The following is a 19,933-nucleotide window of genomic DNA, read 5'->3' as shown; positions in this document are numbered from 1 at the left end:
GGTGTTTCACCGCAGCGACTTGAAATCAAAAAATCTTTCCGATTTTTTTTCAGCGGTCTTTGTCCTTGCTCAACTGTCCTGCGCTGAAAACATTTTGTCTGCGCGAAATTGTCCAGCCGTGTTACGCCAATTGAATCTAACAGATGGATTGCCGCAACTTCAGCCGATTGTAAATATTTATTTTCGTTTGCAAGCAACTGCAAAAGCAAATATAAACATTGTTTTTCCGCACTTTTCAAAAAGTTTGTTATTCACAATTAACAGCCCTGTTAATAACGTTATGAACTTTTTTACAGTTGTTTTTTTCATAGCGGAAAAAAGAAAATACGATAAGTTTATTAACTATTAATTAACTTTTAATGAGTTGTTTAATATGCATTATATAAATTAAAAATTGACAACACAAAAACTATTTCTATACTTGCCGCGCCTTTCGGTTCTTTGACATACTGTTCAGCAAGAGTAAGCGCTGCAAAAGGAGTGAAGTTAAAAACCTTTCTTCCCTTCCAATTGCAAGTTCAATCAATAAAAAAGGTATAAACAGTTGATGAAATTGTTTTTCGATTACCGCAAATTGTATTTCTATCAATAGAAATTGTTCTTCTACTACTATATACTATATTTCTATCAGTAGAAATTGTTTCCGGATTAATCAAAAATGTTTTCACAACACTCAAAAATCATACAACAATTTAATTTCTTAAAAATTATGAATAAATCTAAGGATTACTTGCCAAACGGAGATGACATCTTCAATGGCTACCAGTTAAATTTTATGACAGTGCTGCTTGCCAATTACGGTTCGTGGCTTATTAACGGAAGCGATGTAAACGCCCTTCAAGTCAAGCAAAGCGCGTGGGCTTCCGCCTATGCAGCAGGCGGCATAGGAAACAAAGGCACACGCACTCCGGCTCAGGTAAGGGCAAAAACCCTGGCGCGCAAGGACTATGAAAAAGCAATGCGCGAATTTGTAAAACGTTTTATTTCCAGTAACCCGCTGGTATCCGACCCTCAGAAAGTGGCGCTCGGTGTAACGGTTCCTAAAACACACCGCACTCCCGCTCCAGTGCCCAACACCACTCCCAATGTGGATGCCACGCAGGGCAACGGCAACCAGGTGAAAGTTTTCTTTAAGCAGCAGCCCGATGAAAAAGGAGTGAGCCGCAGAGGAAAACCAAAAGGGATAGCGCTTATGGAAATTTTATATAAAGTGGGCGATACTCCGCCTGCCACGGTGAATGATTGCAACCTCAGCGCCATGGCATCGCGCTCTCCGCTTAAATTAAATTTTGACGCTTCGAACTGCGGAAAAAAAGTATACGGATTTTGCCGCTGGCGCAACACGCGCAACCAGCCGGGAGAATTTACTCAACTTCCCTTGCAGGTGGTTATTCCCTGAGGCGCTCTTATTGCTGAACAGTCAAACCTTCAAGGTTTTCAAAACCTTGAAGGTTTTTTTTACGGTGTCAGAGACCTTCAAGGTTTCAAAAACCTTGAAGGTCTTTCTTTTTTACCTTTGAATTAAACCGATTGATATGCTGCATCTTGAACCAGATTTTGTTTATCATATTTTTAACCGGGGAAATGGAAATGAAAAAATATTCCTGAAAGAAAACAATTATACTTTCTTTCTTAAACGATATAAGGAATATATTTTCCCTATCACTGACACCTTCTGCTACTGCCTTATGCCGAATCATTTTCATTTTTTAATAAGAATAAAAAGTGAAAATGAATTAAAATTGTTACCGGATTCAAACCTTCAGGGTTTTCAAAACCTTGAAGGTTTTATATCGCAGCAATTCAGTAATTTCTTTAATGCCTACTCAAAAGCATTTAACAAACAGCAGAACAGAAAAGGAAGTTTGTTTATGCATACCTTCAAGCGCAAGAAAATTACGAATGAAAAATATTTAAGAAAAGTTGTTCATTATATCCATTATAATCCCGTAGAAGCAGGTTTGGCAGGCAAACCAAAGGAATGGAAATATTCTTCCTATAATGCATTGCTTTCTTCGGCTTCTACATTGCTGCTGAAAGAAGAAACTATTAATTGGTTTGAAGACAAAGAAAATTTTATTTACTGCCACAACTTTCCTCCTAAAGAAACCGGAATTGAAGATTTTTAAAAACCGGTGTCGGAGACCTTCAAGGTTTCTAAAACATTCAAACCTTCAAGGTTTTCAAAACCTTGAAGGTTTTATATCGAGGTTTTTGAAACCTTGAAGGTCTTTTTACTTTATAATTCTCTTTTCAGAGAAAGAACGGAACGAGTTTGTTTATTCCACAATAAACTTCTTCACCGCCCTTCGTTCGTCTCCTTCTTTTTTCCCGCGCAGCGAGAGGAAATAAATTCCCTTGCTGAGTTTGAGCGAAAAGTTTTCGTGCAGCGTGGCGCTGATGGTGCCCAATTCTTTCGCATAAATTTTTCTTCCCGCGGCATCCATAATTTCCACCGCCAGCTGCAGGGGCTCCGCCAGCGAAACATCGAGCGCAAAGGAGCCGCTGTTCACCGAAGGAGAAATAAACATATTCACACCGGGAATAGTATTTTCCTGCACGCCTGTATACACTACGATTGACTGACTGCTGCAGCCGTACGTGTCGGTAATAACCACATAGCATGAATCACCGGTAGTGGCAAGAAAAGTTGACTGCGTTGCACCTGGCACTAAAACCCCGTTTTGATACCATTGATAACTAACGCCCGATGAAGGATTGCATTTCAGCGTATCGCCCGAAGAAGTGATAGCGATAACCGCGATAGGGTCAATCACCACAGAGGCATTGGCGGTTGCCGAACAGCCGTTGGTATCGGTGGCAGTAACAACATAGTTTGTAGTTGCGGTTGGGCTCACCACAATGCTGGCGGTTGTTTGTCCTGTAGCGTTCCAACTATAGGTATTTCCACCGCTTGCTGTTAAAGTTGCACTTGCTCCGCTGCATAGGGTGGTAGTGGCGCTAACCGATGGCGTGGGAAGAGGAAGAACAGTAACATTTACTGCCAGCGAAGTATCGGAGCAGCCGAACATATCGGTAACAATTACCTGGTAAACGCCTGTAGAAGTTACATTCAGGAAATTATTAGTAGAGTTGGTGGGAAGCCATTTATAGGATGTTCCGTAACTTGAATAAACTTTACTGGTCCCGCAAATGGTTAAAGTGCCTGCAGGATTAGTAGTGGGTTTCACTGCGGGACTTATTCCTATATAACTGTACTTCGTTACCGAATCGCTTCCGTTTCCGTTCGCAGCCACTAACTTCACATCGTTCCATGTTCCGGCAGTGGTGTAAGTAACTAATGGATTCTGCACTGTGGAAGAAGAAGGATTTCCATTGGTAAAAGTCCAGTTCCAACTCGTGGGAGTGTTGGTTGACATATCGGTGAACTGCACTTGCATGCCCGGGCAGCCGAGCAAAGTATTTCCTTTGAAGTTTGCTGAAGGCGTTAACGAAGAAGCATTATATAAACTTGTTTCCCATAAACCTCTTCCATAAGTTGCTGCGCGAAGTTTTTTTGCTGTGTACTGAATTTCTAATTCATCCACCGTTACATTTGGCAAACCGTTATTGAAAGGAAGCCATGTGGTGCGGGTGGTGTCAATATAATAAACACCCAAATCGGTTCCGACATAAATTCCTTCAACGGCAGAAGTAGTATCAACCACCACGCAATTTGCCGGAATGTTCGGCAAATCATAAGTAACATTTGTCCACGAAGAACCTCCGTTAGTGGTTTTATAAACATGCTGAGCGCCATTATAACCTGAGAAAGTTACCCACACACGATTGGGGTCATTGCCGCTTGCTGCAATATAGGTGATTGACTGAGCCGGCAACCCTGTAGAAATGGTTGACCATGATGACCCGCCATTGGTGGTTTTATAAAGAGAATTGGAAGAGGGTGCGGTATAAATATAATTGGGATTGGAGGGTGCTAATGCAAGCGATTGCAGCGAACCGGCATTGATGGATGAAATTTTAACCCAGCCGCTACCCTTGTTAATAGATTTCCAAACATTAGAATAGCCGGCATAAATAGTGGCTGAACTCTTAGGGTCTTGGCCCCAGGGAGTTACCCATGCGCCATTTGCCAGTTCAGAAATTCCTGCTGTAATTGTCACCCAATTTGCTCCCCCGTTAATCGAGCGCTGTAAATTCCCATTGTACTGTTCTCCATAAACAGTGCTGGAGTTTGACCAGTCAACAAAGCATTCCATGCCATCACCACCGAGCGGGCGGCTCCATGTACCGGCATTCCAAAGATTGGTTCCGTTATCCTGCCAGCCCTCCCACACAATGTTAGCGTTTGTTTTAGCGCATCCGAGGCGATACATCTGTGCAATCTGAAGCCCATTTCCTAAATCAGTCCATGAAGTTCCGTTGTTGTTCGTATAATATACTCCTCCATCGCATCCGGCATAAACAGTGGTTGCATTCAAGTAGTGTAAGGTGTGAACATCGGCATGAACATAGGGCGCGCCTTGTCCCTGCCAATGCGCATTAAGCGTCCAACTTACGCCACCGTTTGTAGAACGCCAGATATTTATACCACCGGTAACAATTTCATCTTTGTTGGTGGGAGAAGCAGCCAGCCCCAAATCATACCATGCCTGACCTCCTTTACTCACATCGCTTCCGTCAAATGCCCACCCTAAAATATTGGGAGAGTTCGATTGAAGCGTGAAAGAACCTCCTCCGTTCGTGGAACGATATAATCCTAAAAAACCATTGTTGGAAGATTTTCCTGCAAGAACATACACATAATTTGAATCTGCCGTAGTAACTGCAATGGCGAGGCGGCTAACACCGGTAGAAGGAATACCGCTTGTGATAGTTGAAAAAGTTGTTCCTCCATTCGTAGAACGGTAAAATGCAGTCCCTGCTGCATAAACATAATTAGGATTTCCGGGCATAAATTCCATGTCCTTAATTCCTCCTGAACTTAATGTTTTTACCCAAGTAGCACCTGCATCAAGCGAGCGGTAAACACCCGTGCTCGTTCCTGCAAAAATCATATTGGTGTTGTTCGGATTAATAAGCACGCGGCTGACACTCACACCCTGGCTTACCAAAAAACTAAGCCCTGTAATATTCCATGTCATTCCTCCATCGGTAGATTTTAAAACTCCTGCTGAATAAGAATCGGTAGCATCTGCATCGCCTGTTCCAATATACATTATGTTGGTATTAGTGGGGTCAATGGAAATATCTCCAATGCCAAGAACAGGAAGGTCATCCGTATTTGTACTCCACGATGTGCCTCCATTTGTTGATTCCCATAAACCACCAGCAGGAGCGCCCGTAAAAATATGGTTAGAGTTGGTTGGGTCAATCTCAATGCTGCAAATTCTTCCGGCATCGCCTCCGTTTGTTGGAATGACTGTGGTGGGTCCTAACAATGTCCAGTTTCCCACCTGCATGATGCTGGGGATGGTTTTGTTGGCAGAAGAATTTCTGAACAACTTATCTTTCACATTAAACATTGCTTTTTCTATTTGCATTCTGTCACCCGTAGGATATACTCTCGGCTCGGTGAACCATTCCCAGCGTTTATATTGCATCAAGCCCGGCATTTCCATTTCTTCCCGGTCAGCATCCGTGTGTTTTAATTTCTTCATCCGCTTCTCGTACTTGTGAAGTGATTTGCCGAACTCTTTTTTCACATCGTAAAAATTCACAGTGGGGTCTTGCATCATTTGCATCCAGGAAGTTTGCGAAAAAGAGAAGGATGAAATCAATGCCGCAATAAGAAACGGAAGTAGAAATTTATTTTTCATAGTTAGTTATTTGATTGAGCCAAGGTAAGAAAAAAATGGAGTGCGAAAGAAAAATCCATGCCAGCATTTTAATTTTTTTTTCATACTTCGCAGTGCTTATTGTATTTTCGCACACCAACGAAACACGAAATTATATGAACATACGAAGTATCTTCGTTTTCGTATTTTTCGTTCTCTTTCGTTTTTCGAAGATTCATGGAAATTCCCACCAACAAAAAAGTTTACAACCTCACCACCTCATATGTTTGGTTTGATGAGGAAGGATTTTTTTGTTCTGTTTCCAAGAAGCGAACCGCTGCTGCCACGCTGGAAGAAACAAAAAAATCAGTGGAAGAACTCTGGGATTTTCCATTCTGCTGGTGAAAGAAGATAATAAGTGAGAAATTATTTGATTCCGGAAATAAATTTTTTCACCTCTGCTCCACTTTCCAAATGTTTGATGAATGCCGAGCCGATGATGGCTCCATTTGCATACTTGCATGCTCTGGAAAAACTTTCCATGTCTGAAATGCCAAAGCCAATCATAACAGGATTTTTTAATTTCATTTTCTTAATCCGCTGAAAGAATTTTTCTTTTTCAGAATCAATTCCCATTTTTGTTCCGGTGGTGCTTGCAGATGAAACCATGTAAATAAATCCATCCGAATGTTTGTCAATCATTTTAATTCTCGCATCAGAAGTTTGAGGAGTGATGAGAAAAATATTTTTCAGATTATATTTTTCAAAAGTATTTTTATATTTCGACAAATATTCATCCATTGGCAAATCAGGAAGAATCACTCCTGAAATTCCAACTTCATTTGCTTTCCTGCAAAAATTTTCCATTCCGAATTGCAAAACAGGATTCAAATATCCCATCAAAAGAGTTGGCAGTTGGCAGTTTGCAGTTGGCAGTTGCTGAAAAAGCAGTTGAAGATTCATTCCATTTCGCAACGCAACTTCGCTCGAATGCTGAATGGTCGGACCATCGGCAAGTGGGTCAGAAAAAGGAATGCCGATTTCAATCATATCTGCCCCTGATTTTTCTAATTCAGACAAAATAAAATTCGTGTCATCCAACTTCGGAAATCCGGCTGTGAAATAAATGGAGAGAATATTTTTCTTTTCTCTGAATAGGGTATTTAGTTTATTCATCTTTCATATTCTTTATATATGTTGCCAAATCTTTATCCCCCCTTCCTGAAAGATTCACAACAACGGTTTCATTTTTCTTTGCATCAATTTTTTCGAGATGAGCAAGTGCGTGCGCGCTTTCAAGAGCAGGAATTATTCCTTCCAATTTTGCAAGAAGAAATGCTGCCTGCAACGCTTCTTCATCCGTTGCAGAAACAAATTTTGCTCTTCCCGTTTTAAAAAGATTTGCGTGAATGGGTCCAACACCGGGATAATCCAATCCTGCAGAAATAGAATACGGTTCTGTAATTTGTCCGTCATCCGTTTGCATGAGCATAGTTTTGCTTCCGTGAATGATTCCTGGTTTTCCTAAAACCATTGTTGCCGCTGAATATCCGCTATGAATTCCTTTTCCGGCAGCTTCGACCGCAATGAGTTTTACTTTTTTCTCCTCGAGAAAATTATAAAATGCACCTGCTGCATTGCTTCCACCGCCAACACATGCAATAACATAGTTTGGATTTTTTTTCAATTGCTTTTTTATTTCTTTTGAAATCACACTTTGAAATCTCGCAACCATATCCGGATAAGGATGAGGACCGACCACCGAACCGATGATGTAATGCGTGTTCACCGGATTATTTATCCAATCGCGGATGGCATCGTTGGTTGCGTCTTTCAAAGTTTTGCTTCCGCAGGTTGCGGGAATAACTTTCGCTCCGAGTATTTTCATTCGCGAAACATTGGGCGCTTGCCGTTCAATATCAATTTCTCCCATGTAGACAATACATTCCAATCCCATCAGCGCGCAGACAGTTGCTGTTGCAACTCCGTGCTGTCCTGCTCCTGTTTCAGCGATGATTCTTTTTTTACCGAGATGTTTTGCAACGAGGATTTGTCCGAGCGTATTATTTATTTTATGCGCGCCTGTGTGAAGCAAATCTTCGCGCTTCAGAAATATTTTTGTTTTGTATTTTTCAGAAAGCCGTTTTGCGAAATATAAAGGAGTTGGTCTTCCTGCATAGTTGCGGAGCAAATCCTGAAATTCATTTTTAAATTTTATCGAAGAAATTATTTTCGGATAATTCTGACGCAGTTCTTCTACATTCGGGAAAAGCATTTCGGGAATGTATGCTCCGCCAAATTCTCCGTAGTATCCCTTTTTATCTACTGTGTACTTCATCGAAAAGTTTTTTGAGTTCATTTATGTCTTTCAACCCGGGTTTAATTTCAAATTTGCTATTCACGTCAATCGCAAAGGGTTTCAACTCTCCGGTATCTGCTGAATCAATGCCTCCTGAAATAAAATATGATTTAGATAATTTATAGTTCTGCAAAATATTTCTGTCAAAACTTTTTCCGCTTCCTCCGTATTGTTTTGTCTTTGTATCGAAAAGAAAATATTCGCAACAATTTTCATAATCATTTAAAACAGAAAAATCAAATTGTTCCTCAATGCCAAATGCTTTAATCACTTTTGTTTTCTCTCCTGCTCTCTTGCAAAACCCTTCTGATTCATCTCCGTGCAACTGCACATAATCGAGTTTATATTTTTTTACTTTCTCAAAAATATTTTCAATTGTGTCATTTACAAACACACCGACTTTTTTTATGGAAGAAGAAATTTCCGGCATTACAAAATCATCTGCAACAAATCTTTTTGATTTCGGGTAAAAAATAAATCCCATAAAATCAGGGGAGAGTTTTGTAACTTCCCTGATGTTATCGGCATATTTCATTCCGCAGACCTTAATTTTCATAGAGAAGAAATAAAATCCTTGCATACTTGCGCGGGATTTATTTGTTTCATAAATGTTTCTCCTATGAGAAATCCTTTGTATCCAACTTTTTTCAACTCCTGAATAGTTTTTGACAAATCAATCCCACTTTCGGAAATTTTTACAAATCCCTTTGGAATTTTTTCAGCAAGTTGAAATGACTGCTGAACATTCACTTTAAAATCTTTCAGGTTGCGGTTATTCACTCCAATGCAATCAATCAAAACATTTACGGAATCTAATTCTTTCTCATCCCGTATTTCCAACAGCACTTCCATGTCAAGAAATTTGGCTGTGGTTGCAAATTGTTTTATTTCGTTTGCAGATAAAATATTCGCAAGAAGAAGAACTACATCTGCACCAATTGATTTCGCCTCGATGATTTGATATTCATCAACAATAAATTCTTTTCTAAGAATGGGAATCTGAATTTGTTTTCTTACAGAGAAAATATCTTCCGTTGTTCCACCAAAAAATTCTTTATCGGTTAAAATACTTAATGCAGTTGCTCCGGCATTTTGGTAGCCGATGGAAATTTCTTCCACAGAAACTTTATCATTTATAATTCCTTTCGAAGGAGATTTACGTTTGAACTCAGCAATGATTCCTGATTTAGAATTATCGAGCAAAGATTTTTTCAGGGAAATACAAGGAGAAGAAAAATAATCCGACTTCTCCAATTCGTTTACAGCAATTAAAGATTTCCGTTCTTCAACTTCTTTTTTCTTATGCGCAATTATTTTATCGAGAATAGTAGCCACAGATTTCACAGATTAACACTGATTAATTTATTATATGCGTTCAATGCTTTTTTACTTTCGAGGGATTCTCTTGCTTCAGCAGTGCATTCGCTTAAAGATTTTTTCCTCACACAATGAATTGCGAGGGCAGAATTAGCAATCACCACCTCGTTCTGCGCTTTCGTTCCTTCACCTTTCAATACGTTCAAAAATATTTTGGCGGATTCATCCACTGATTTTCCTCCGAACAAATCTTTCTGCTGTAATTTTATTTCGGGCTCAATAATTTTTTCTGTGTCACGAGAAATGATTTTATAATTTCCTGTAAGTGAAATTTCATCGTAGCCGTCAAATGAATGAACGATCACGTATTCATTATTTGTGTTCTGCAAAAGATAATTATACAACCGTGCCATTTCCAAATTGTAAACTCCGAGCAATTGATATTTAGGGAAACAAGGATTCACAATCGGTCCGAGCATATTGAAAAAAGTCCGCACACCTAATTCTTTTCGGATGGGAGCAACATTTTTCATAGCAGGATGGAACAATGGCGCATGCATGAAACATAATCCCGCTTCATCTAATTCTTTTTGTAAAACATTTTTTTCATTCGTAAACTTATAACCAATTGCTTCCAGCACATTTGAAGAACCGCTCACAGAACTCACTCCGTAATTTCCATGCTTGGTAACTTTCACTCCTGCGCCTGCAACCACAAAACACGAGAGAGTAGAAATATTGAATGTATCTTTTCCATCACCTCCCGTTCCGACAATATCAATTGTTTCGTTCGAATCAAATTTTGTTTTCAAACAAAGTTCCAGCATTGCTTCTCTGAAACCGGAAAGTTCTTCTACTGTAATCGGGCGCATGAGAAAAACCGACATGAACGAAGCAACCTGCGAAGAATTATATTTCGCGGAAGCAATGTTCACCAGAACTTCTTTCGCTATTTCTTTTGAAAGAGTTTTATGTTCGTAGAGATTATTTAATATTTCTTTCATGACTTCGCCCAGTTTTCTATCATTTGCAATCCATATTCTGTTAAAACGCTTTCAGGATGAAACTGCACTCCTCGCACATCAAATTTTTTGTGGCGAAGTCCCATTACAAATCCGTTTTCATCTTTCACAGTTATTTCCAATTCGTTTGGAAAATTTTTCTCATCCACCACCCAGGAATGATAGCGCCCTGCTTTGAATTTTTTAGGAATATTTTTAAACAAAATATCTTCTTTCACAATTTCCATTTCGGTTGCAACACCGTGATAAACGGAATCGAGATTTTTTAGCTTCCCTCCGAAAACTTCCCCGATTGCCTGTTGTCCGAGACAAACTCCGAGAATACTTTTTTTCGGAGAAAATTCTTTTATCACATCCAGTAAAATTCCTGCTTCACTGGGAATTCCCGGTCCGGGCGAGAGAAGAATTTTATCAAACTTATTTATTTCTTCTAAAGAAATTTTATCATTGCGAAACACTTCCACCTTCGCGTTGCTTACCCGTTCCAAATACTGAACAAGATTATATGTGAACGAATCGTAATTATCAAAAACTAAAATCTTCATATTGTTTGATTTGTCATTCTGAGCGAAGCGAAGAATCTCATCATGAGATTCCTCACTGCCGTTCGGAATGACAGCGTTTATATTTTTTCTGCCATGATTACTGCCTGTTTGAGCGCTGTCAATTTATTATTGACTTCCTGTAATTCATTTTCTTCTTTCGATGCAATCACCACTCCTGCTCCAGCACGGTAAAATAATTTATTATTCTTACTGAGAAATGAGCGGATGATAATCGCATGATTAAAATCTCCGTTGAAACCGGTGAAGCCAATCGCACCGCCATAATATCCACGCGAATCGTTTTCGCAGGAATCAATTATCTGCATTGCTTTTACTTTTGGGGCACCACTTAATGTTCCTGCAGGAAAAGTATCTGCAAAAACTTTTATTGAATTGGAAATGGATTTTATTTTTCCTGTAACTTTTGAAACGAGATGAATCACGTGAGAATAAAATTGTGTTTCGGCAAACACATTTACTTTGACTTCGGAGCAATTTCTGCTTAAATCATTTCTTGCAAGATCAACGAGCATCACATGTTCGGAAGTTTCTTTTTTATCCTGCTTTAATTTTTCTGCGAGTTCATTATCTGTTTTATCATCGCCCGTTCTTCGGAAAGTTCCTGCGATGGGATGAATCTGCGCTTCATTATTCTTCACCACTATCTGCGCTTCAGGCGATGAACCGAATATTTTAAAATCTCCGTAATCAAAATAAAAAAGATAAGGCGAAGGATTGATGGAACGCAATGCGCGGTACACGTTGAACTCGTCTCCTTTGAACTTCTGCAAAAATTCTCTTGACAAAACAATCTGAAATAAATTTCCACGCTTGCATTCTTCTTTTCCTTTCTTCACCATCTGAACATATTGTTCATCGGTAAGATTTGATTCTTCATTTCCATTTACAGAAAATTTAAACTGCGCAACATTTCTGTTTGAAATCAATGCTTCCAGTTGTTCAAGTGAAAAATTATTTTCTACTCCATCGCACGAATGCTCAAAAATGTGCGCCTCGTTCTTGAAATGATTAATTGCGATTACATACTGATACACGCTGTAAATAATATCAGGAATTTGTTTTTCTTCTTTCTTTGTAAGATTCAATTTTATGTTTTCAAAATACCGGACCGAATCATAAGTTGTATAGCCAAACAAACCATTGCTGATAAATTTAAAATTCATGTTATCCGTTTCAAACCGCTCAGAAAAATTCCGAATCAAATCAGGAACAGAAACAGTTTCGTCAATAAAAACTTTTGCTTCTTTTCCATCGGGGAGAATTTCCCTCACGATTTCATTTTCAACTTTGATTGTTGCAATTGGCTTACAGCAGATGAATGAAAAACTATTCTCGTTGCCGTGATAATCGGAACTCTCGAGCAAAATACTGTTGTAAAATTTATCACGGAGTTGCAAATAAATTCCCACAGGCGTGAAAGTATCTGCCAAAAGTTTTTTGTATTTGGTATGTATTTTATATTTTTCCACAGTTAAAAATAAAAAAGGTCTGCTGAGAACAGCAGACCTTTTCGGTTATCGTTAGTCAAATAAATGACAGCGCTGTTCACTCAAAGAGTGTTCAGCCACCATCCTTTATTTGAAATATGTTTCATAATTATAAGGCAAATATAAAAATGTTTTCGGAAAGTAAGCAAGAAAATTTATTTCTCTACCGCCTTCTTAATCGAAGCCAAACTCAGTGGTTTTTCAAAAAAATAATTGGCTCCGTTTTTCATTGCCTCATCTTTCAGGTTGCTGAGTGCGCTGATGATAAAAACTTCGCATTGGAGTTCCTTGAACTTATTTATATAAGGAATGCCCAATCCATCGGGAAGATTATGGTCGAGAAAAACGGTGGAAGGTTTTATCTGTTTTGCAATTTCAATTCCGGATTGCAAGGAAGTTGTATAAACCACTTCGTGCCCCGCTTTTTTCAAATAGCCGGAAAGAAGCAGACAAATATCCAATTCATCATCTATAACTAAAATTTTTTTTGGCGGCTGCATAACTTCAATATCATCTTCATCAAACAATGAAGATGCCAGATTATTTTTTCGCCCAAATATAGTCGGCTTTCGTTTCACACAATACGTTTTAGAAAACTTGTTAAAAAAAATTTATATAAATGTCTTTGGAGATTTTGTGGGGTCAGGTTTAATCGGGTTAATCGTGTGCGGTTTGGGCACAGTGGGGTCATTGTCTTCGTCCGGCATTGTGGGAACATTTTTCTCAGGGTCAGGATTGTCGGGTCCCGGCTTGGGCGGATAGCGATACGGGTCGGGTTTTTGTTTTTTGGGTTCGGAAATTTTTCCGAGATTTTCCAAAATTATTTTTTCTGTTTCCATTTGTATAAAATTTATTCTTCTTATAAGTTTTCAAATCTATGCCTATGTTAATATGATTGTCTGTGTGGAAATGACTCCTCATTTTATTTACACTGCACCACAATTTCATAAGGAATAAAAATTTCTCAGCAGAAATAAATTCAGATTTACCATTTAAAACAATTTACAGATGAAACAAAGCAGCAAACTCTTCAGCGCATTTTTGCTCGGTGCAGCAACAGGCGCGTTGATGTCTCCCGAAAAAGGTTCGGTGCTAAGAAAAAAAGTTGCAAAAAACACCGCAAAACTCATTGACCAACTTCAGGACACGATTGAAAATCCGAAGGGAAAGTTGAATGATTTGAAAGCGCAACTAATTGAGAAGGCAAACGAATTGAAAGAAGAATTTTCAGAAGAGCGTGAAAAATCAAAAAGCAGGCGCAAGGAGCCGAAGGTGCGGAAAGAAAAATCATGAACTCGTTTTTTCCGCAATATGTTTTACATGCGTATTCCGATAACAAGTACATCGTCCACCTGGTTGTAACTGCCGCGCCAATCTTCCAATGTTTTTTCAAGAAGAATTTTTTGTTCAGTCAGCGGGAGGGTGTGCAGCGACAGTAATGTTTCGTGAAGTTTTTTCACCATAAATTTTTTTCCTCTCTCTCCGCCAAACTGGTCGGCATAGCCATCGGAAAACATATAAAACATTTCTCCCTTTTTCAACGGGCGGAAATGATTTGTAAAAATTCTTTCCGCATCCAACTGCGCTCCGCCAATGGGAAATTTATTTCCATCAATCTTTTCTAAATTATTTTCCCGGACAATTATAAGATTTCTTTGTGCGCTTGAGAATTGCATCTCGCGTTTATTCACATCGAAGGAACAAAACGCAATATCCATTCCATCGGTGGTTTCAATTTCAGCGTTGGCGCCTTGTTTCAGCGCAGAACGCACGCCATGATTCAGCGCAGATAAAATTGCCGATGGCTCCGTCACTCCATCTTCCAGAATAATCTGGTTGAGAAGATTTGTTCCAATCATGCTCATGAATGCGCCCGGAACTCCATGACCCGTGCAATCCACGCATGCGGCAATTTTTTTCCCGTTCTTTTCGCCAAACCAATAAAAATCACCGCTCACAATATCTTTCGGCTTGAACAAAACAAATGATTCGGGAAAATGTTTTTGAATTTGCTCGCGCGTGGGGAGAATAGCATCCTGAATTCTTTTTGCGTATTGAATGCTGCTGGTGATGTCTTTATTTTTCTGGGCAAGTTCGGCAGTGCGCTCGGCAACTTTTTGTTCCAGAATTTTATTTTCTTTTTGTATGGCAGCCGTGCGGAAGCGGATGAATCCGAAAACAAATGCAATGGCAAACAACACGCAAACAACATAAAACGCAGTTGTTTTCCACCACGGAGGAATTACTTTTATGTAAAGTGAAATTCCTTTTTCATTCCACACGCCATCGCTGTTCGATGCTTTCACCCGGAAAACATAATCGCCTCCGGGAAGATTGGTGTAACTCACATAGCGCCTGGCAGTAGGAGGCGACCAATCGTTATCCAATCCGTCCATGGTAAAAGAATATTTATTCTTCTCCGGAAAAATATAATCAAGCGCAACAAACTCAAATGAAATAAAGTTTTCCCGGTAACTCAGTTCAATATATTTTTTATCGCTGACGGTTGTATCAAGCGCAACTTCTTTTCCAAATTTTTTGAAAGAAGTGATATACACAGGAGGAATGTGCTTGTTATCCGAAATATTATCGGGATAAAAAGAATTGAACCCGTTGATTCCTCCAAAAAACATTTCACCGGTTTTTTTATTCTGAAAAAAACTTCCCACATTAAATTCTTTTCCCTGCAAGCCATCGTGCTCCGAAAAATTTTTAAACGCTGCGCCTTCTGTGTTTTCAATATTCGGATTGAAGCGCGAAATTCCATTATTGGTGCTGAGCCATAAATTGCCGCGCTTGTCGCATAAAATTCCATTTATATAATTTCCCGGCAAACCATCGGCTTCGTAATACGCAGAAAATTGTTCTGTCTTCCCGTTAAATTTATTAAGCCCGTTGGAAGTTCCGAGCCAGAGATTTCCTTTTCCGTCATCGTAAATGCAATTCACCTGGTTATCGCTGATGGAATTTTTAGTATTCACATGCTGATAGATTTTTATTTTTCCGGTTTTGAAATCAAGCACATTCAATCCGCCTTCTATTGTTCCTATATAAACTTTTTCGTTTTTGTCTTCATACACGCAGTAAATATCATCGGACGAAAGACCTTCCTGCCGCGTGTACTGCGTAAAATTTTTTGTGTCGCGGTTGAACGCATACAAGCCGTGCCCTCCTCCGTAAAATCCAACCCATAAAATATTTTTATGCCCGGGGGCAAGGCAGGTAATCGCACCCGTGTTGATTACGTTTTCTATTTTATTTGTTTTCCGGTCGAATGAATTTAATCCGGCACCCCATGTTCCAATCCAGATTAATCCTTCTTCGTCTTCGTACAAAGAAATGGCGCTGTTGTCTTTTGAAGTGAGCGCAGAATATTGAGAACCGTCTCCGTAATTAATATAGGAATTGGTTGCGCGGTCAATAATCGTGATGCCTCCGTTTTTTGTTCCCAGCCACACATCACCGTTTTTCGCCTGAAGAATTGCCATGATGGTGTTGGAAAGAAAAGCGTGCTCGTTCGTTACATCGCGGTGATAGTGCCTGAACTTTGCCGAGTTGGGAAAATAAACGCACACGCCACCGTCTCCGGTGCCAATCCAAAGATTTCCTTCGCGGTCTTTGTATACATAATTAATATCATCGCTCGCCAAACTCTGCACATCGTAATCATTGTTCATGTAATAAAAAAATTTTCCGGTGCGCTTATCGAAACAGGTAATGCCTCCGGTTTTTGTTCCGAACCAAAGAATATTTTTTTCATCGAAGCAAAGAGAAAAAACACGGTTATCGGAGAGAGATTCTGTTTTGCCATCGTGAAGATATCTTTTCAAAAACTTTTTTGTTTCGGGATTAAACTCCGCCACTCCGCCATTGTCGGTGGCGAGCCAGAAATTTCCCGATTCATCTTCGGCAAGCGAAGTAATGCGGTTGAAAAATTCCGGCTGCACTCCGGCAATATTTCTTACATCCTGATAGCAGGTAAATGTTTTTTTATTTCTGTCGAACAAATTGATTCCCCCATCGTAGGTGCAAACCCATAAACGGTTTTTTTTGTCTTCGTGAATCACATCCACGCGGAAACCGTTCAGCGAAAGCGTGTCGTCCGCTGCATGCTGATACTTGGTGAAAAAATTTTTTATGCCGTCAAAAGAATTCAAACCATAAGGAGTGCCCACCCAGTAAGTTCCTTTCTTGTCTTCATAAATGCTCTTGATTACGTTGCCATTAATGGAATTCGGATTGGTGCGTTCGTTTTGAAAACGATGAAAGCGATTGAGCGCAGCATTATACGCATTCAATCCTCCATGCGTGCCAATCCAAAGAATTCCTTTGCTGTCTTCAACCAAACATTCAATGTTATTATCAGAAAGAGAATTTGTATCGGAAGGATTGTTGCGGAAAATTTTCATCTCGTAACCGTCATAGCGGTTTAATCCGTCTCCGGTTCCGAACCACATGTATCCTTTGCTGTCCTGCAAAATACATTTTACCGATGCCTGCGACAAACCTTTCTCAGCGCCAATGCGCGAGAACTTTGCATCCTGCGAAAAAGAAAATGCGGAGAGCAAAAGAAGGGCAGCGGAAAAATAAATTCTCATTTCAGAAAAACAAATTTACTAAACAACGGGAATATGGTTTAAATTCTTTTCACAGAGAAAAGTTTTGACGACACAGCCGAAAGTTCCACCCGCACCGTATCGCCTTCCTTCAGCGAATCAAATTCGGGAGCGCGGAAAAGAAAATCTTCTTCTTCAAACGATTTATTTCCCAACGTGATTTCGTAGTTTTTTCTTTCCAGTATTTTCGCCTCCACCACTCTTTTCTGAGATGACTTCATCTCCCTGCGGTAATCCATAATTTCAGAGATGAATAATTTTCCGCTGATGGCGGCAACAATTATAAAAACAATGTTGATTACTTCAATGTTGTCCTTCAGCAAATATTCTTCCCTGTACAGGTTAAAATAAACAATGAACGCAATGGAAATAACAATCACGCAGGCATAGATTCCTCCAATGAGCAAAAGTTTGCGCATGAGCAATGAAGAAAGTTTTTGCTTTTCTTCTTTTGAAAAATCTTCGAGGCGGGCAGGCATGAAGCGAAGATACGGGTTTGGAGTTTAGGGTTTGGGGTTAAATACAACACTCTTTTCCTATCTTCGCTCACATTAATTCAACTCAATCATGTGGAAAGAAGAAAACAACTCGCTGAAAAAAACTTTCCGCTTCAAAAACTTCTCTGAAGCGTTTGCTTTCATGGCGCGCGTGGCATTGCTCGCGGAGAAAATGAACCATCATCCCGACTGGAGAAACGTTTACAACACGGTAGAAATTTCCCTCAGCACGCACGATGCAGGAGATAGTGTAACGGATAAAGACAGGAAGTTGGCTGAGGCAATAGATGCACTATTCAATACGTAAGATTTAAGATTGAAAAGAAAATATTACATATTACTTTTTACATCTTACACCGGACTATGCCAAGGGCAGACATTCTCAAAATTAAAAACAGAAATAGAGCAATTAAAATCCGACACCGACCTTGCGCATGCTTCGTGGAGCGTGTGCGTGCTTGATGCAAAAAAAGATTCCGTGCTGGCAGAATATAACAGTAATCTTTCGCTTGTTCCTGCCAGCACGCTGAAAGTGATTACCACTTCCACCGCGCTTGCGCTGCTTGGATGGGATTTTAAATACGAGACCTCGCTCCAATACGATGGCGCGCTCGATACCGCTGCGGGAATTCTTCACGGCAACTTATATATAAAAGGAAGCGGAGACCCCACGCTTGATTCGGAGACCTTCAAAAAAAAATCAGACACCGTTCCGCTCACCGACCAATGGGCGGAAATCATTAAAGCAAAGGGAATAAAAAAAATTGAAGGTGCGGTGATTGCCGATGCCACCGCGTTTGAAGATGAAACCATTCCGTCCACCTGGATGTGGAGCGACATGGGAAATTATTACGGAGCAGGCGCCAGCGGGCTGAACTTCAAAGACAATAAGTTTTCTCTCTTCTTCAGGTCGGGAAATAAAAACGGTGATTCCACTTTCATCACAAAAATTTCTCCGCAGGTTCGGAACCTGCGGGTGAAAAACTTTTCTGTTACGCGCGGCTATGCTGATTTGGCATACATCTATGGCGCGCCTTATTCCATGATGCGCTATGTGAAAGGAACCATTCCGAAAAGCAAAACCGATTATAAGGTGGAAGGAAGCATGCCCGACCCTCCGCTTTTCTGCGCGCAATCGCTTGACAGTTCGCTGCGGAAAAACGGAATCATCGTTGCAAAGAAAGCAACCGCCCTGCGGAAAATAATTCCTTCATCGGAAGAATTTACTTTTTCGGATGATACGCTGGTCGGGATTTCAAATCCCGACCAACCTGTTTCAAATCCTGAACAGCATGCAATCAAGAGAGGAGTGTTGTTCAAACAAACTTCCCACACGCTTGATAAAATAATTTACCAGACCAATATTCAGAGCAACAATCTTTTTGCGGAAACCATTCTGAAAACCATTGCATGGAAGAAAACAAAATTCGGTGAAGACCAAACCGGCATTGACATTGTAACCAACTACTGGAAATCAAAAGGCGTTGACCTGCGCGGGTTTTACATGGCGGATGGCTGCGGCTTATCACGCTTCAATGCCGTGAGCACAAAACAACTTTCGGAAATCCTGCGGGTGATTGCAACCGATTCGCTTCTGTTCGACAAGTTTTACAACTCGCTGCCGGTAGCGGGCAAAAGCGGTTCGCTCGGAAAACTTTGTAAAGGCACCTTCGCAGAAAATAATATTCACGCCAAAAGCGGCTACATGTCGCGCGTGCGGAGTTATGCCGGTTATGTTACCACGAAAAAAGGAAACCTGCTTGTCTTCTCCATTATTGTAAACAATTACGATTGCTCTGCTCAACTCATGAAAGAGAAATTAGAAAAACTTATGATTGCCATTGCGGAGGTGGAATAATCTTTTTGTTCCAGAACTCACGTAAGTAAACCATTTTCCTGACAAAGCGTCCTGACATGCATCATCATTCATTCATGGATGATGACCTTCCATTTAACTACCATGACCATCCATTGATGGAAGATGACCTTCCATTTAATCACCATGATTAATCATTCATGGAAGATGACCTTGCATTTAACTACCTTGACAAGTCATTGATGGAAGATGACCTTCCATTTAACTACCCTGACGAGTCATTAATGGAAGACGATGAGTCAGTTAATTACCCTGATGATTCATTCATGGATGATGACGAGTCATTTAACTACCATGACGATTCATTCATGGAGGATGGCCTTCCATTTAATTACCATGACCATTCATTCATGGAAGAGGGTGTTTGCTCAGCGAATCACCTCGTAAATGAAGCCGCTGAACTGCTGCGGGTCATCGCCATTGCTGAACATGGGATGCTTGCTCTTGGAAAGCGG

The 19,933-nt window shown here is 40.1% G+C and carries 19 protein-coding genes; 7 read left to right on the top strand and 12 right to left on the bottom strand.

The window, feature by feature from the left end; all coding sequences use genetic code 11:
- Nucleotides 1-709: 709 nt before the first annotated feature.
- Nucleotides 710-1,399, top strand: coding sequence for a hypothetical protein (locus tag HY063_14255; protein MBI3502950.1), 690 nt, complete (start codon nucleotides 710-712; stop codon nucleotides 1,397-1,399).
- 136 nt (nucleotides 1,400-1,535) lie between these two features.
- A complete protein-coding gene (locus HY063_14250; GenBank protein MBI3502949.1) occupies nucleotides 1,536-2,129 on the top strand; it encodes a hypothetical protein in 594 nt (197 codons plus the stop codon).
- Nucleotides 2,130-2,279: 150 nt separating this feature from the next.
- Here the strand turns inward: HY063_14250 and HY063_14245 are convergent, their stop codons facing one another.
- Nucleotides 2,280-5,780, bottom strand: coding sequence for a hypothetical protein (locus tag HY063_14245; protein ID MBI3502948.1), 3,501 nt, complete (start codon nucleotides 5,778-5,780; stop codon nucleotides 2,280-2,282).
- Nucleotides 5,781-5,975: 195 nt separating this feature from the next.
- On the opposite strand from HY063_14245, the gene HY063_14240 reads away from it, so the two are divergent.
- Nucleotides 5,976-6,143 carry a hypothetical protein gene (locus HY063_14240; GenBank protein ID MBI3502947.1) on the top strand — a complete coding sequence of 56 codons (168 nt, stop codon included), beginning with the start codon at nucleotides 5,976-5,978 and terminating at the stop codon, nucleotides 6,141-6,143.
- A gap of 21 nt (nucleotides 6,144-6,164) precedes the next feature.
- Here the strand turns inward: HY063_14240 and HY063_14235 are convergent, their stop codons facing one another.
- The 9 genes from HY063_14235 to HY063_14195 form a co-directional block, all read right to left on the bottom strand.
- Complete coding sequence (locus HY063_14235; GenBank protein MBI3502946.1) at nucleotides 6,165-6,914, bottom strand: tryptophan synthase subunit alpha; 750 nt, start codon at nucleotides 6,912-6,914, stop codon at nucleotides 6,165-6,167.
- Complete coding sequence (trpB, locus tag HY063_14230) at nucleotides 6,907-8,076, bottom strand: tryptophan synthase subunit beta (protein ID MBI3502945.1); 1,170 nt, start codon at nucleotides 8,074-8,076, stop codon at nucleotides 6,907-6,909. Before trpB ends, HY063_14235 begins: the two co-directional genes overlap by 8 nt.
- A complete protein-coding gene (locus tag HY063_14225) occupies nucleotides 8,057-8,653 on the bottom strand; it encodes a phosphoribosylanthranilate isomerase (protein ID MBI3502944.1) in 597 nt (198 codons plus the stop codon). Before HY063_14225 ends, trpB begins: the two co-directional genes overlap by 20 nt.
- Nucleotides 8,650-9,441: an indole-3-glycerol phosphate synthase TrpC gene (trpC, locus tag HY063_14220; GenBank protein ID MBI3502943.1), complete on the bottom strand. Its 792-nt coding sequence runs from the start codon at nucleotides 9,439-9,441 to the stop codon at nucleotides 8,650-8,652. The genes HY063_14225 and trpC overlap by 4 nt, the downstream gene beginning before the upstream one ends.
- Nucleotides 9,438-10,418 carry an anthranilate phosphoribosyltransferase gene (trpD, locus tag HY063_14215; GenBank protein ID MBI3502942.1) on the bottom strand — a complete coding sequence of 327 codons (981 nt, stop codon included), beginning with the start codon at nucleotides 10,416-10,418 and terminating at the stop codon, nucleotides 9,438-9,440. The genes trpC and trpD overlap by 4 nt, the downstream gene beginning before the upstream one ends.
- Nucleotides 10,415-10,981: an aminodeoxychorismate/anthranilate synthase component II gene (locus HY063_14210; GenBank protein ID MBI3502941.1), complete on the bottom strand. Its 567-nt coding sequence runs from the start codon at nucleotides 10,979-10,981 to the stop codon at nucleotides 10,415-10,417. Before HY063_14210 ends, trpD begins: the two co-directional genes overlap by 4 nt.
- Nucleotides 10,982-11,058: 77 nt before the next feature.
- On the bottom strand, nucleotides 11,059-12,471 hold the full coding sequence (locus tag HY063_14205; protein MBI3502940.1) for an anthranilate synthase component I family protein: 1,413 nt from the start codon (nucleotides 12,469-12,471) through the stop codon (nucleotides 11,059-11,061).
- Between the two features lie 173 nt (nucleotides 12,472-12,644).
- Complete coding sequence (locus tag HY063_14200; protein MBI3502939.1) at nucleotides 12,645-13,067, bottom strand: response regulator; 423 nt, start codon at nucleotides 13,065-13,067, stop codon at nucleotides 12,645-12,647.
- 33 nt (nucleotides 13,068-13,100) lie between these two features.
- Nucleotides 13,101-13,328, bottom strand: coding sequence for a hypothetical protein (locus HY063_14195; GenBank protein ID MBI3502938.1), 228 nt, complete (start codon nucleotides 13,326-13,328; stop codon nucleotides 13,101-13,103).
- A 169-nt stretch (nucleotides 13,329-13,497) separates the two neighbouring features.
- Here HY063_14195 and HY063_14190 point away from each other — a divergent pair, with 169 nt between their 5' ends.
- Entirely contained in the window at nucleotides 13,498-13,782 is a 285-nt protein-coding gene (locus HY063_14190; GenBank protein MBI3502937.1) for a YtxH domain-containing protein, read from the top strand.
- Nucleotides 13,783-13,805: 23 nt separating this feature from the next.
- On the opposite strand, the gene HY063_14185 is transcribed toward HY063_14190, so the two are convergent.
- Both HY063_14185 and HY063_14180 read right to left on the bottom strand, forming a co-directional pair.
- A complete protein-coding gene (locus tag HY063_14185) occupies nucleotides 13,806-17,087 on the bottom strand; it encodes a SpoIIE family protein phosphatase (protein MBI3502936.1) in 3,282 nt (1,093 codons plus the stop codon).
- Nucleotides 17,088-17,125: 38 nt separating this feature from the next.
- Nucleotides 17,126-17,584 (bottom strand): hypothetical protein, encoded by a 459-nt coding sequence (locus HY063_14180; GenBank protein ID MBI3502935.1) that lies wholly within the window; start codon nucleotides 17,582-17,584, stop codon nucleotides 17,126-17,128.
- A gap of 88 nt (nucleotides 17,585-17,672) precedes the next feature.
- Between HY063_14180 and HY063_14175 the strand changes: the two genes are divergently transcribed.
- The 3 genes from HY063_14175 to HY063_14165 form a co-directional block, all read left to right on the top strand.
- Nucleotides 17,673-17,909, top strand: a complete 237-nt coding sequence (locus tag HY063_14175) for a 4a-hydroxytetrahydrobiopterin dehydratase (protein ID MBI3502934.1) — start codon at nucleotides 17,673-17,675, stop codon at nucleotides 17,907-17,909.
- A gap of 9 nt (nucleotides 17,910-17,918) precedes the next feature.
- Nucleotides 17,919-19,460: a D-alanyl-D-alanine carboxypeptidase/D-alanyl-D-alanine-endopeptidase gene (dacB, locus tag HY063_14170; protein MBI3502933.1), complete on the top strand. Its 1,542-nt coding sequence runs from the start codon at nucleotides 17,919-17,921 to the stop codon at nucleotides 19,458-19,460.
- Between the two features lie 158 nt (nucleotides 19,461-19,618).
- Nucleotides 19,619-19,933 (top strand): hypothetical protein (locus HY063_14165; protein MBI3502932.1); only part of this gene is annotated, 315 nt, incomplete at its 3' end.

Source organism: Bacteroidota bacterium (assembly GCA_016195025.1).
Classification (GTDB): Bacteria; Bacteroidota; Bacteroidia; order Palsa-948; family Palsa-948; genus Palsa-948.
Note: the sequence above shows the minus strand (reverse complement) of the source record. Positions and strands in the feature narration are given on the sequence as shown.